The following is a 12,429-nucleotide window of genomic DNA, read 5'->3' as shown; positions in this document are numbered from 1 at the left end:
ATGTGACGGCGCCGTCCTAACACTGATGCGTTGAACCAACTTATCTAAGAGAATTTTCCCCTCAATCAGCTGGCGTCGCAGATAGCGTGAGCCACGTTGTCGTTCAGCAAGGTTTCCCAACCCATGCATCCGTCAATGTATCAAACGAGGTTCGGTTCAAGACCGTTTTGCGCCCGTCCACTATGGTGTAGATTCGGTCGTTTCCTTGTTTGATTATCTCACGTTCCCCCAGGAACGAAATGAATCGCTCTGTAAAACTAGACCTGCAGGGGCTGCAATTTCAACTGTAAGATACGCTTGACAGCAATCGATGTGAAACGAATCTGGGGTACCTTTGAATTATAAGGATAAGTCATTCATCGGGTGTCAGGAATGGCACTACGAAAACAAAAAGGCGGCCCGTCTGGGCCGCCCTAAATCAATGAATGTTGAGAATCGGTAAAGACCGAAAATTATGCGATAGATTTGACGCGTGCGCTAAGGCGGGACATTTTGCGGGCAGCTGTGTTCTTGTGAAAGACACCCTTGGACACGCCACGCATCAATTCTGGCTGAAGGGCGCGAACGGCGGCGGTTGCCGCGTCTTTTTCGCCAGAAGCGATCGCTTCTTCAGCTTTGCGCAGGAACGTACGGATGCGCGAACGACGGGCCTTGTTAACTTGAAAACGGGATTCGTTCTGACGTGCGCGTTTTTTAGCTTGTGGAGTATTTGCCATTTAATCAGTCTCTTTCGGGTTCGTTTGTTAAAATTCTATAACGCACATGGCCCACCGGGAGTTTGAACAAAGTGTTCACTGAACCGGATTGATTCGTGCCTAAGCGGGCAACACGCGCATTTCAAAGCCGCGTATAGGCGGGGTGTGGGCGTTTTGCAAACATCCTTTTGCAAGGGCAGTTATGGCGCGTCAGGGGTGCGAAAACCACAGGATTCCACACGACATTAACAACATAGGGCTGGGTGCCATCGGGCTGTGAGGCACGGATGCAAGATGATCGATGTGGCCCATGGGTTGGCGGCAGCATTATAGCACGCGGCATTCCAGTGTTTGAAGCGACGCGAGGGTCCTATTCTGTTGAAAAACCCGACAATTTCCGAGTGGGTCCCTTTCTGACAATCTTGCCAAGTAACGTTGTCACGCTGCTTTTTCGATACGGTTCTGGTTTGGAGCCAGTTTCGCGAGCTTTTTTAGGTTTTGGGCGGTTGCGGCTAGGATAAATTCGTCATGTGCGCCGCTTGGACCGCGCAATCGGAGCCTGCCAAGGCCATGAATGCGTTTGAGATGCGCAAAGGACATTTCGACCTTTTTGCGCAACTTGCATGAGATGCTGTATTGCTTTGTCTGGGCCAATTGGCGGGCAACATCGCGTGAGCTTTCATAGATTGATCTAGTTACTTTTCGCTTAGGCTCTTTTGGGCAGCATCTATCTTTCAATGCGCATTGATCGCAATCGGACTTGCGGGCGCGGTACCGTATCGTTTCGTCTTTGTTTGGTCCCAATCTTGGTGTTTTGAACGCGCGCCGATACTGCTTGAGCTCTTTGCCGTCCGGGCAAATATATAGGTCGTTCTCGGTGTCATAAGTGAAATCGGCTCGCTCAAAAGTTCCATCCGTGCGGCCTGACTTATCTATGACAGGGATATGTGGCGCGATCCCACGCTTCTCGACCAACCAATCCAGCATGGCACCTGAGCCATAAGCGGTGTCTGCGATGAGGCGTTCAGGCTTTAGATCATGCGTCTCACGGACCCGATCAATCATGGTCCTGACGGCACCAACCTCAGCCTGCCGAATGGAGCGAGTTGGCTCCACATCAAGGATTACGGCGTTATCTGTATCTATCAAATAGTTGGTAGAATACGCAAAATATGCTGGGCCACCGCGGGCTCCAGTCCATTGGGATGCAGGATCTGAATGCGAGATAAACTTGGGTGTAACTGGGCTGGCTGCGCCAAACGCAGCATCATCCAATGTGTCGAGGTATTCCCGAACTGCACGTGGCGCTTCATTAGGATCAATCGCCTCTGGCTTCCAATCTGCCTTGGGCGTGGATTTTTGGCGATTGGCGTCAGCAGCAATGATGCTGGCATCGGCGGCATATCTTTGACCACTCGCCAAGCCTGCCTCAATGCACTGTGCGACCACCGTCTCAAACACATGACGCAGCACATCGCTGTCGCGGAAACGCCCGTGCCGGTTCTTGGAAAATGTCGAGTGATCTGGAATTGGATCCGACAAATCCATCTTGCAGAACCAACGATAGGCGAGGTTCAGATGGACCTCTTCGCACAGACGCCGTTCTGATCGAATGCCCATGACGTATCCCACCAACCGCGCGTGCGCGACTGGCGCGCGACGTTGGATAGGCTGCATTACATGAATTGAGTTACTTGTCGCGAAATTGCGGCTCGCGCTTTTCTACGTAGGACGCCATGCCTTCGGTCTGATCTTCAGTTGCGAACAGTGATTGAAACAGGCGGCGTTCATAGTTGATGCCTTCGGCCATTGTTGTTTCATAGGCGCGGTTCACGGCGTCTTTGACGGCCATTGTCGCGAGGCGTGATTTTTCAGCGATCTTGTTAGCCGCGCACATAGCTTCTTCTTTCAGCTTTTTGACGGGGACGACGCGACTAACAAGGCCGGATCTTTCAGCCTCTTCGGCATTCATGAAACGTCCGGTCAGGTGCATTTCCATGGATTTAGACTTGCCAACAAACCGCGTCAGCCGCTGTGTGCCGCCAAGACCCGCCATCACGCCAAGGTTGATTTCCGGCTGGCCGAACTTTGCAGTGTCAGACGCGATAATAAAATCGCACATCATCGCCAGTTCGCATCCACCCCCAAGGACATAGCCGGACACTGCGGCGATAATTGGCTTACGGGTCTTGATGAAACGGTCGGTTTCTGCGCCAAAAAAGTTCTCACGGTACATTTCGACGAACGTTTTGTCCGCCATTTCTTTGATATCCGCACCCGCAGCAAAGGCCTTGTCTGATCCGGTCAACACGATGCAGCGCACCTTGTCGGACACGTCGGCTTTTTCAACGGCTGTCGCCAGTTCACCTAAAAGCTGCGAATTCAACGCGTTGAGGGCATTGGGGCGGTTCAGAGTAATCAGCGCGACGCCGTCGGCAATATCAACAATGATTGTTTCGTAGGCCATTTGGGGATGCTCCGGACTCGTTTATGAACGCTCAGGGTTATCAAAGCGTGGCGCAAGGGCAAGCTATCTTTGACATGTAGGGCAATAGAATGTCGATCGGCCAGATTGCACAATGCGGGCAATCGATCCGGTACATTCGGGCGTTTGGCAGATATGACCTTCGCGGTCGTAAGCCTGAAACGCCTTTTGGAAATAGCCAAGTTCGCCATCCGCTTGGCGATAATCCTTGAGCGATGAGCCCCCTGCGGCAATGGCTTCGGTCAGGACATCGCGAATGATCGGCACAAGGGACGCGACGCGTTTCTTGGACAGGTCTTTCGCCTTTCGCGTTGGATTGATCCGGGCGCGAAACAGGACTTCGCAGACGTAGATATTACCCAAGCCAGCGACGACGTGCTGATCCAGCAGCGCCGTCTTGATCGGTGTGTTGCGGGTCGCGAGCGCCTTTATCAGGTAGGTTTCGTCGAACGTGTTCCCCAGCGGTTCAGGGCCGATAGGCTTGATGAGCCAATGATCGTCCAACGTGTCGGTCTGCGTGAGGTCCATCGCGCCGAACCGCCGCGCGTCGTTAAATGTCACGCGGGCCCCGTTTGCCATGTGAAACACCACATGGTCGTGCTTTGCAGCTGCGGGATGGTCGTGGTGAAATTGACCCAACGGATCACCAGACACGGTCATGCGCCCAGACATCCCAAGGTGGATAATTAAAGTTTCGCCGCGGTCCAGATCAGCGAGGACGTATTTGGAACGGCGACGCAGCGCGGTAACTTTTGCGCCCGTCAGACGCGCCGCCATGTTGTCAGGGAACGGCCAGCGCAAATCAGGGCGATTGACGTCAGCGCGCATGATCACGTGACCTTGCATCGACGGGATGAGCCCACGCCGCACGGTTTCGACTTCTGGTAGTTCGGGCATATGCCGCCACCCCTTGCGCTGATTTGGCTATTTGTATCTGAAGGTGGGACGCTATATCTGCCAACTAAACTGCGCAAGGTGCCACGATATGACGAACGATCGGACGACCCATTTCGGTTTTGAAACCGTGCCAGAAGGCGACAAAGCAGAGCTTGTGCGTGGCGTTTTTTCGAGTGTCGCCAGCAAATATGACGTGATGAACGACGCGATGAGCCTTGGCATCCACCGCATCTGGAAAGATGCGATGATGGATTGGCTGGCACCGCGCTCGGGGCAAAAGCTGTTGGATGTGGCGGGTGGAACGGGCGACGTGGCGTTCCGGTTCCTGAAACGTGCCAAAATTGGTCATGCGACGGTGCTGGACCTTACGGAACCGATGTTGATCGAAGGCCGCAAGCGGGCTGACGCGGCACAATTAGAGAGTTCGCTCGACTGGATTGTAGGCGACGCGATGGCGCTGCCGTTTGAGGATAACACGTTCGACGTTTACACAATCAGTTTTGGCATTCGCAACGTCACGCGCCCGCAAGACGCATTGCGTGAGGCGTACCGCGTGTTGAAACCCGGTGGGCGATTGATGGTGCTGGAATTTAGCCAGATTCCTAACGACATGCTGCAAAAGATGTATGATGTCTATTCGTTCAATGCGATTCCTGCGATGGGTAAATTGATTACAGGTGATCGGGACAGCTATCAATATCTGGTTGAATCTATTCGTAAATTTCCTGATCAGGACACGTTCCTAGGCATGATTGAGGACGCGGGTTTTGACAATTCGAAGTTTCGCAACCTAAGCCTCGGGATCGCGTGTCTGCATTCCGGTTGGAAGCTGTAGCATGCGCGGCCCGCACAATATTTGGCGGCTGATCCGCACCGGTGCGACGCTGGAACGCACAGGTGCGATGACGGTGATTTTGGACGCTGCCGAAGCCCCCAGGGTGACGCGGATAGCCCTGCGTGGCTTGGTTTGGCCATTTCAATGGCTTGGGTTGAAGGGCGATGTGACCCTGCCACCCCTAACACGGGCGCTGCACGCTTTGGGTCCCGCATACATTAAGTTTGGGCAGGTTTTATCGACACGACCAGACGTGGTTGGCGCAGAATTGGCGGTTCAATTGCGCGTCTTGCAGGACAAACTACCGCCCTTCCCGATCGAGGTCGCGAAAGCCGAGGTTGAGAAGGAATTAGGAGTTTCGATCGATTCGGTGTTCAGCGAATTTTCAGAACCCGTGGCGGCTGCATCAATCGCGCAGGTCCACAAAGCGCGTTTGATCGAGGATGGCGCATTTGTCGCCGTGAAGGTGCTGCGCCCCGGGATCGAAAAGGCATTTCAGAAAGACGTCGACGCGTTCTATCTGGCTGCATCTGTTTTCAATACATTCTCCCGATCGGCACGCCGATTGCGCCCCTTGGATGTGATTGAACATTTTGAAGGCGTTGTATCGAGCGAACTGGACCTTCGGCTTGAAAGCGCGTCCGCGTCTGAATTTGCGGACAATACTGAGCAGGACAAAGGGTTCATGCTGCCGCGCGTGCGTTGGAGCCTGTCGGCGCGCCGCGTTATGACACTGGATTGGGCCGAGGGGATCAACGCCGCGGACGTTGACGCAATTGCCGACGCTGGGCACGACCTTACGGAACTGTCGAGCCGCGTCATCCAGTTGTTTTTGAACCACGCGCTGCGCGACGGATTTTTCCACGCGGACATGCACCACGGCAATCTGAAAATCGCACCGAACGGCGATATTATTGCTTATGATTTTGGGATCATGGGGCATCTGGATGAATACACGCGGCGCGTTTATGCCGAGATCCTGTTTGGATTTATCCGGCGCGATTACACCCGCGTGGCTGAGGTGCATTTTGAGGCGGGGTATGTGCCCGCCGACCGCGATGTGAACGAATTTGCGCGCGCGCTGCGCGCCGTGGGCGAACCGATCTTTGGCATGAACGCAGAGCAAATTTCAATGGCGCGACTGTTGTCTTATTTGTTTGAGGTAACGGAACGATTCGGCATGGAAACACGAACCGAACTAATCCTGCTGCAACGCACGATGGTTGTGGTTGAAGGCGTCGCGCGGACGTTCGATCACCGCATGAATATCTGGGATGCAGCAAAACCAGTGGTCGAAGCCTACATCAAGAAAAGCATTGGGCCGCGCGCAATCGCGGATGATTTGGCCAAAACTGCCCGCGTTCTTGCGCGATTCGGGCCGCGCTTACCTGCCTTGGCAGAAGCCGCGTTGATTCGGCTTGGCGAAGAACCTGCGGCCCCACCACGCCGCAGTTATTGGCCCGCGTTTGCATGGGTGACGTTGGGGGCGAGTATTGCGACTGCGGCGGCCGTCGCAATATCGGTATTTGGTTGAAATCAGCCTTCGCGCAGGGCGCTGACTTCTGACGCGAGCACGGATACACCGCCTTTGAGTAGCAGAATAGATTGGCCATTTTCGGTTCGTATTTCTTGTACGCGCGCGTAAATGTCGGCGGTTTCAGTCAAAATGGGCACACCACTGGCAGAGCTTACGACCTGAAATTGGTAAAGGCCCGATGGGAACGGGGTTCCGTCAGCTTGCGTTCCAGCCCATTCAATTGGGTCGGCTGATTTAGGGATATCGTAACGCTGAACCTCGTTGTCATCGGAATCAAAGACTACCAATTCTACTTTATCAGCAGCCGCGGCAGGGTTTGGGGCGATGGTGATCGGACTGCCATCAAAATGACCAGGGGCCGTCGCACGGGCTTCTTTGCCGACCCAATCGGCCATCTGCGCCATGCCCGTCGTGTTCATTTGCACCATCAGCGCGGACAGCAGGTCGTTGGTCAGGACTGCCTGTTCGACGCCAGAAAAGGTCGCCAATTGCTGGGCGTATTCTGACGAATCTGTGGGGTTCAATGGGTCCTGATTTTCCATTTGCACTGTGAGCATCTTTAGAAATGTCTCAAAGTCGGAACTGATGACAGTTTTTGAGGTTTCTGTTTGCGGCGCAGATGAGGGTTGCGTGACGGGGGTGAGGGCTGGACTGATTTCCATGGGGATCTGCTCCGTTATAGTTTGAGGTCGAGGCCGCCAGAAAGGGCGACCCGCGTGCTGGTCATGGGGTGTTCGTCGATAGCTGAGTGTTCGAAAGTCGTACGCGATTGCGCCGTGCCATCACCCTGATCTCGATCTTGATCTTGATCGGCGTCATTGGATTGGTCGCCAAAGGTGAAGGTCGGGTTTTCGTAGCCCATTTCGCGCAACTCTCGCGTTAGAAGGTCGATGTTACGGCGCATGAGGTCCACGGTTTCGGGGCGTTCGGCAATGATCGCAACAGTCAGGCCGGTGTCACCACCCGTCAATGAAATGCGCACACGGCCAAGTTCTTCTGGGTTCAGGGCGATTTCGGTCGTGGCCCCAGATGTTTGAACAATCGCAGTGGCGATTTGGTGGGCGACTTGCGGGGCAAAGGTGCGTTGCAAAGCAGCGGTCGCGACCGTCGTCGTCACTGTTCCTTGTGAAACGGACAGAATGCCGTGGTCTGCGTCGAGCTGCTCATCGCTGATTAAGCCTAGGTCGGGTGGTGCCAACGTTGCCAAAATAGGTGCGGTTGGGACTGCAGCTGACATGGGCGGCATGGGTGACGTTCTCGGGGCCCGCAACGACGGTGCTGCCACGCTCCACAATGTGTCGCGAGTAGGTTGGGGGGGGGCTATTGTTTCTGGTAGGACGATGAGCGCCTTTTCAGCGATAGGCAACGTTGGGCGTTGCAGGTTCTGTGGCTGTGGCAAGATCACTTGAGCCGCGCCAGTTGCAGCAGGTGCTTGTGGCACGCGGGGTGACGGAGCGTATTTTGGTGCAAGGTCAGTCGTTTCTTCTGCAGCTCTGTTCACCTGCACCGGAACAGTTTGCGATCCGTGTGGTTCAGTTTGGGGCACAAGAGGTTGCGCGTTTTGGGGCGCCGTTTTGGACTGCAACACTGCATGAGGTGCCCCATTTTTTGGCGTAAGGTGTGGACGATACGTTTGTCCACGATCAAGAGGCAAGGCAGAGCGTGGCGCGGGGTCGGTCGCACTTGTCAGAACCGCCTGTGAAGGCGTGGATCGCTGGACATCAGGCGCGGGTTTAGGGGCCACACTATTTGCCACGGAGGGAACACCAGCCTGCGGCGTGCGGGGCGCGGCAACGTTCAGCACTGGTTCTGGCGCCACTGTTTTGAGGCGAGCATCCATTTTTGGCGAGGCATCCGAGTGGCGTATTTCTGACGTGGCAGCTGCCGTGGTTTGCGACTGGGGGACGTCATTTTTTGGCCGCAGCAGCGGGTCGGTCGCATTTATCTGAACCGCCTGTGAAGGCGTTGATCGCTGGACATCAGGCTGGACATCAGGCGCGGGTTTAGGGGCCGCATTATTTGGCACGGCGGGAACGCCAGCCTGCGGCGTGCGGGTCGCGGCAACGTTCAGCACTGGCTCAGACGCCACTGTTTTAGGGCGGGCATCCATTTTTGGCGGGGCATCTGAGCGACGTATCTCTGGCGTGGCAGCTGCCGTGGCTTGCGACTGGGGGACGTCATTTTTTGGCCGTTGCAGTGGGTCGGTCGCGTTTATCTGAACCGCCTGTGAAGGCGTGGATCGCTGGACATCAGGCTGGACATCAGGCGCGGGTTTAGGGGCCACACTATTTGCCACGGCGGGAACGCCAGCCTGCGGCGTGCGGGGCGCGGCAACGTTCAGCACTGGCTCTGACGCCACTGTTTTAAGGCGGGCATCCATTTTTGGCGAGGCATCCGAGTGGCGTATTTCTGACGTGGCAGCTGCCGTGGTTTGCGACTGTGGGACGTCATTTTTTGGCCGCAGCAGCGGGATGGGACTAAGAGCGCCTTCAGGCGAAGCCACTTTGGTCGTTTTCGCAGTATCTACATCTGGCAGCGCATCTGCGATCGAGACCTGAGCCGCGTCTTTTGCGGGATGCGCGTCGACCTGAGCGGACCAGAACTGCGCAAATTCACCAGCGCGTTCACTTTGGGCATCGATGGCCGGTTTCGCCGCGGGCCGCGACGACGGCTGCACCTTGGCAGTCAACAACGTGTCAATTTGAGTCACCGGTTTCTCCGATCAAGTGCGATTGGCCTGTCTTTACCGCGCAGATACTTACTCAATCTTTACCGCTGCCGCTTAAACATCAGAAAAATTGTCCGCATCGGAGTTTTCAGAATGGAAATACGCCCAACCCAGGCCGCAGTTGCACCCACCAGCGCGCGCGAAGATCAACTGATGGCGGTCGCGCAATCACTTGAGGCGGTGTTCTTGGCAGAAATGTTGAAGTCGGCGGGGGTCGGCGAAACGCCAGAAGACTTTGGCGGTGGCGCAGGCGAAGACCAGTTCGCATCGTTCCTGCGTGATGAACAAGCCAAGCAGATGACACAAGCGGGTGGCATCGGTCTGGCACAATCGATGTTTGATGCCATGATTGCGAAATCCCGATGACGAAACGCGCAATGGGCCAATTGACCCATCTTCTTGAGGTCGAGCGCGCCGCGCTCTTGAGGGGTGATTTTGAAACTGTCGGCGCGTTGATTCCTGAAAAGGAATCGCTTTCTACCCAGTTTGAAGACGCGGGTGCCGCAGATTTGCGATTGTTGGCAGCCGCGCTCGCCCACAACAGCACTTTATTCGCCGCCGCGCGGGAGGGCGTCGGGGCTGTCCTGGCAACCTTGAACCAGCAACGCGCGGCGCGCACAACGCTATCCAGCTACGATTCGTCCGGCAAGGCCACCCAAATTTCGCAACCGACGCGCGGGACAGAGCGACACTTTTAAAATTGTATTTAAAGGCCACAGAATTGCCATACGGTCGTTAAGGCCTCGTTAGGTTGCAGTTGGCATGGTGGCGTTGCACCCGAGTTTGGTGGCACTGATCCGAGCTGGATCAGACATCCGTCAGATGTAAAACGCACAGCAATAATGGGCCACAGAAACGGCTGCGACATAGCGCAGTTGTAGCGGAGTAAAATTCCGCCAGTTTGTGCCCTTCGTTTATTCGGAGGGCGGGAGATGTATTCTGTGGATATTTATAATCGTGTGCGCCGCGCTTGTTTGAAGGACGGTATGTCAGCCCGAGAAGCGGCTCGATATTTTAACAAGGACCGTAAGACGATCGCGAAGATGCTGCGTCATGCACTGCCACCTGGTTACCGCCGTTCAGAAGCGCCACGTCGCCCAACGCTTGATGATTATGTCGGTGTTATCGACAAGATCCTGCGCACAGATAAGGCCCTGATCAAAAAGCAGCGGCATACAGCGAAGCGTATTTTTGAACGCCTGCGCGACGAACATCGGTATGCTGGCAGCCTGACGACGGTGACTTATTACGTTCGGGAGCAAAAGCGGCGCACCAAAGAGGTGTTTGTGCCACTGTCGCATCGTCCGGGCCATGCACAGGTCGATTTTGGCGAGACCCTTGGCGTGATTGGCGGCGTAGAATGTAAGATCCACTTCTTCGTGATGAGCCTGCCGCATTCTGATGCTGTATTTGTGAAGGGGTATCCAGCTGAGACAACCGAGGCGTTTTGTGATGGCCATGTCTCGGCCTTTGCTTTCTTTGGCGGCATTCCGCAATCCATTCTCTACGACAATACCAAGATCGCCGTGGCTCGGATACTCGGGGACAGAACGCGCATCCGCACACGTCGGTTTACGGAGCTGCAGTCGCATTACTTGTTTGATGACAAGTTTGGCAGACCCGCGCGAGGGAACGATAAAGGCAACGTTGAGGGCATGGTTGGATACACCCGCCGCAACTTCATGGTTCCCGCACCTCGTTATGACAGCTTTGATGATCTGAACACACATTTGGAAGAGAAGTGTTTAGCACGTCAGGGCGATACGTTGCGGGGTCACACCCAAACTATAGGCGCACGCCTGATGTCGGATTTGGATGCTCTGATGGGATTGCCCATCGCAGAATATGAAGCCTGCGATCACGTCAGCACGCGGGCCACGTCAATCTCAATGGTGCGCTATCGCAGCAATGATTACTCGGTGCCAGTAGCCTATGCGCACCACGACGTTCACGTGCGTGGGTTTGTGCATGAGGTTATCATCGGCTGCGGCAACGAGATTATTGCGCGGCACAAACGATCCTACACATCAGCGGATATGATCTTTGACCCGTTGCACTTTTTGCCCCTGCTTGAACAAAAGGTGGGTGCCTTGGATCAGGCCGCGCCTTTGCAGGGTTGGAATTTGCCAGATGTATTTGCCACGCTGCACCGGCTGCTTGAAGCCAGAATGGGTAAGCCGGGCAAGCGGGAATATGTTCAGGTCCTTCGTCTGTTGGAGACGTTCGAAATGGATGTTGTGCAGGGTGCGATCCAGCATGCCATTGATCTGGGCGCGATTGGGTATGACGCTGTAAAACATCTTGTGCTGTGCAGAGTTGAGAAGCGGCCACCGCGATTGGATTTGGACTTCTATCCCTACTTGCCCAAGGCCAATGTCGGCACAACACGCCCGTCCAGTTACATGAGCCTGATGGGGAGGACGGCGGCATGACTGAAGCCCCTCAGATCCTTCTGCGGCATCATCTTAAACAACTGCGACTGCCAACGTTCCAAGGCGAGTATGCCAAACAGGCGCAGCTCTGTGCTGCAGAGAACAAAGACCACATCCACTACTTGGCGCGCTTGTGTGAGATGGAGTTGATCGACCGTGAACGGCGGATGATTGAACGTCGGATCAAAGCGGCGAAGTTCCCCAGCACCAAAAGCTTGGACAGCTTTGACTTCAAGATCATGCCCAGCTTGAACAAGCCGCTGACGATGGATCTGGCGCGTTGCGACTACGTGGATCGCAGGGAGAATATCATCGCCCTTGGCCCCTCAGGCACGGGCAAGACGCACATCGCTTTGGGACTTGGGTTGGCTGCGTGTCAGAGGGGACTGAAGGTTCGCTTCACAACGGCGGCAGCATTGGTCCATGACCTGATTGAAGCCCAAGATGAGCGGAGATTGCAGCGCCTTCAAAAACATCTGACAAGCCAGAACCTGTTGATCATTGACGAACTGGGCTTTGTGCCCCTCAGCAAATCGGGCGCGGAATTGCTCTTTGAAGTCATATCCCAATGCTACGAACGCGGGTCCATCATCATAACCTCGAACCTGCCCTTCGATGAATGGACCGAGGTCTTTGGCTCTGAGCGCCTGACAGGCGCGTTACTGGACCGTTTGACCCACCACGTCCACATTCTTGAGATGAACGGCGAAAGCTACAGGCTCAAACACAGCCGTAACAAACAAAAGTAAGCCCCATCCAGATCAGAACAATGGTGGCCCTAGGGCCAACATGCGCTTTGGCGCGCGTTAGCTATATGACA

At 55.1% G+C, this 12,429-nt stretch carries 11 protein-coding genes and 1 pseudogene; 6 read left to right on the top strand and 6 right to left on the bottom strand.

Going from position 1 to position 12,429, the window contains the following annotated elements:
* Positions 1-452: 452 nt before the first annotated feature.
* The 4 genes and pseudogenes from rpsT to mutM form a co-directional block, all read right to left on the bottom strand.
* Positions 453-716: a 30S ribosomal protein S20 gene (rpsT, locus tag OAN307_RS24595; RefSeq protein ID WP_015502102.1), complete on the bottom strand. Its 264-nt coding sequence runs from the start codon at positions 714-716 to the stop codon at positions 453-455.
* A 417-nt stretch (positions 717-1,133) separates the two neighbouring features.
* A pseudogene (locus OAN307_RS24590) lies at positions 1,134-2,330 on the bottom strand (IS1182 family transposase); the annotation flags it as partial.
* A gap of 55 nt (positions 2,331-2,385) precedes the next feature.
* On the bottom strand, positions 2,386-3,162 hold the full coding sequence (locus OAN307_RS24585) for an enoyl-CoA hydratase (RefSeq protein ID WP_015502101.1): 777 nt from the start codon (positions 3,160-3,162) through the stop codon (positions 2,386-2,388).
* A 63-nt stretch (positions 3,163-3,225) separates the two neighbouring features.
* Entirely contained in the window at positions 3,226-4,077 is an 852-nt protein-coding gene (gene mutM / locus OAN307_RS24580; RefSeq protein WP_015502100.1) for a bifunctional DNA-formamidopyrimidine glycosylase/DNA-(apurinic or apyrimidinic site) lyase, read from the bottom strand.
* A gap of 88 nt (positions 4,078-4,165) precedes the next feature.
* Here mutM and ubiE point away from each other — a divergent pair, with 88 nt between their 5' ends.
* Positions 4,166-4,912, top strand: coding sequence for a bifunctional demethylmenaquinone methyltransferase/2-methoxy-6-polyprenyl-1,4-benzoquinol methylase UbiE (gene ubiE / locus OAN307_RS24575; protein ID WP_015502099.1), 747 nt, complete (start codon positions 4,166-4,168; stop codon positions 4,910-4,912).
* Position 4,913: 1 nt separating this feature from the next.
* Complete coding sequence (ubiB, locus tag OAN307_RS24570) at positions 4,914-6,446, top strand: 2-polyprenylphenol 6-hydroxylase (protein ID WP_015502098.1); 1,533 nt, start codon at positions 4,914-4,916, stop codon at positions 6,444-6,446.
* Between the two features lie 2 nt (positions 6,447-6,448).
* Here ubiB and OAN307_RS24565 read toward each other — a convergent pair whose 3' ends face one another.
* Together OAN307_RS24565 and OAN307_RS24560 are read right to left on the bottom strand one after the other, a co-directional pair.
* On the bottom strand, positions 6,449-7,111 hold the full coding sequence (locus OAN307_RS24565) for a flagellar hook capping FlgD N-terminal domain-containing protein (RefSeq protein ID WP_015502097.1): 663 nt from the start codon (positions 7,109-7,111) through the stop codon (positions 6,449-6,451).
* A gap of 14 nt (positions 7,112-7,125) precedes the next feature.
* Positions 7,126-9,159, bottom strand: a complete 2,034-nt coding sequence (locus OAN307_RS24560) for a flagellar hook-length control protein FliK (protein ID WP_015502096.1) — start codon at positions 9,157-9,159, stop codon at positions 7,126-7,128.
* 111 nt (positions 9,160-9,270) lie between these two features.
* Here OAN307_RS24560 and OAN307_RS24555 point away from each other — a divergent pair, with 111 nt between their 5' ends.
* The 4 genes from OAN307_RS24555 to istB all read left to right on the top strand — a co-directional run bounded on the left by OAN307_RS24555 (position 9,271) and on the right by istB (position 12,358).
* The gene (locus OAN307_RS24555) at positions 9,271-9,543 is read left to right on the top strand and encodes a rod-binding protein (RefSeq protein WP_015502095.1); all 273 of its coding nucleotides are present in this window, start codon (positions 9,271-9,273) and stop codon (positions 9,541-9,543) included.
* Positions 9,540-9,875 carry a hypothetical protein gene (locus tag OAN307_RS24550; protein ID WP_015502094.1) on the top strand — a complete coding sequence of 112 codons (336 nt, stop codon included), beginning with the start codon at positions 9,540-9,542 and terminating at the stop codon, positions 9,873-9,875. The genes OAN307_RS24555 and OAN307_RS24550 overlap by 4 nt, the downstream gene beginning before the upstream one ends.
* Positions 9,876-10,109: 234 nt before the next feature.
* Entirely contained in the window at positions 10,110-11,609 is a 1,500-nt protein-coding gene (istA, locus tag OAN307_RS24545) for an IS21 family transposase (protein ID WP_015497934.1), read from the top strand.
* On the top strand, positions 11,606-12,358 hold the full coding sequence (istB, locus tag OAN307_RS24540; RefSeq protein WP_015497935.1) for an IS21-like element helper ATPase IstB: 753 nt from the start codon (positions 11,606-11,608) through the stop codon (positions 12,356-12,358). Before istA ends, istB begins: the two co-directional genes overlap by 4 nt.
* The last annotated feature ends 71 nt before the right edge of the window (positions 12,359-12,429 follow it).

The organism is Octadecabacter antarcticus 307, assembly GCF_000155675.2.
Lineage (GTDB): Bacteria > Pseudomonadota > Alphaproteobacteria > Rhodobacterales > Rhodobacteraceae > Octadecabacter > Octadecabacter antarcticus.
The sequence above is the reverse complement of the archived record's forward strand: the minus strand, read 5'-3'. Positions and strand labels throughout refer to the sequence as shown.

Bases quoted from the DNA above. Each gene is read 5' to 3' on its own strand.
- rpsT (WP_015502102.1), bottom strand. From the start codon at position 716: ATGGCAAATACTCCACAAGCTAAAAAACGCGCACGTCAGAACGAATCC.
- OAN307_RS24585 (WP_015502101.1), bottom strand. From the start codon at position 3,162: ATGGCCTACGAAACAATCATTGTTGATATTGCCGACGGCGTCGCGCTG.
- mutM (WP_015502100.1), bottom strand. From the start codon at position 4,077: ATGCCCGAACTACCAGAAGTCGAAACCGTGCGGCGTGGGCTCATCCCG.
- ubiE (WP_015502099.1), top strand. From the start codon at position 4,166: ATGACGAACGATCGGACGACCCATTTCGGTTTTGAAACCGTGCCAGAA.
- ubiB (WP_015502098.1), top strand. From the start codon at position 4,914: ATGCGCGGCCCGCACAATATTTGGCGGCTGATCCGCACCGGTGCGACG.
- OAN307_RS24565 (WP_015502097.1), bottom strand. From the start codon at position 7,111: ATGGAAATCAGTCCAGCCCTCACCCCCGTCACGCAACCCTCATCTGCG.
- OAN307_RS24555 (WP_015502095.1), top strand. From the start codon at position 9,271: ATGGAAATACGCCCAACCCAGGCCGCAGTTGCACCCACCAGCGCGCGC.
- OAN307_RS24550 (WP_015502094.1), top strand. From the start codon at position 9,540: ATGACGAAACGCGCAATGGGCCAATTGACCCATCTTCTTGAGGTCGAG.
- istA (WP_015497934.1), top strand. From the start codon at position 10,110: ATGTATTCTGTGGATATTTATAATCGTGTGCGCCGCGCTTGTTTGAAG.
- istB (WP_015497935.1), top strand. From the start codon at position 11,606: ATGACTGAAGCCCCTCAGATCCTTCTGCGGCATCATCTTAAACAACTG.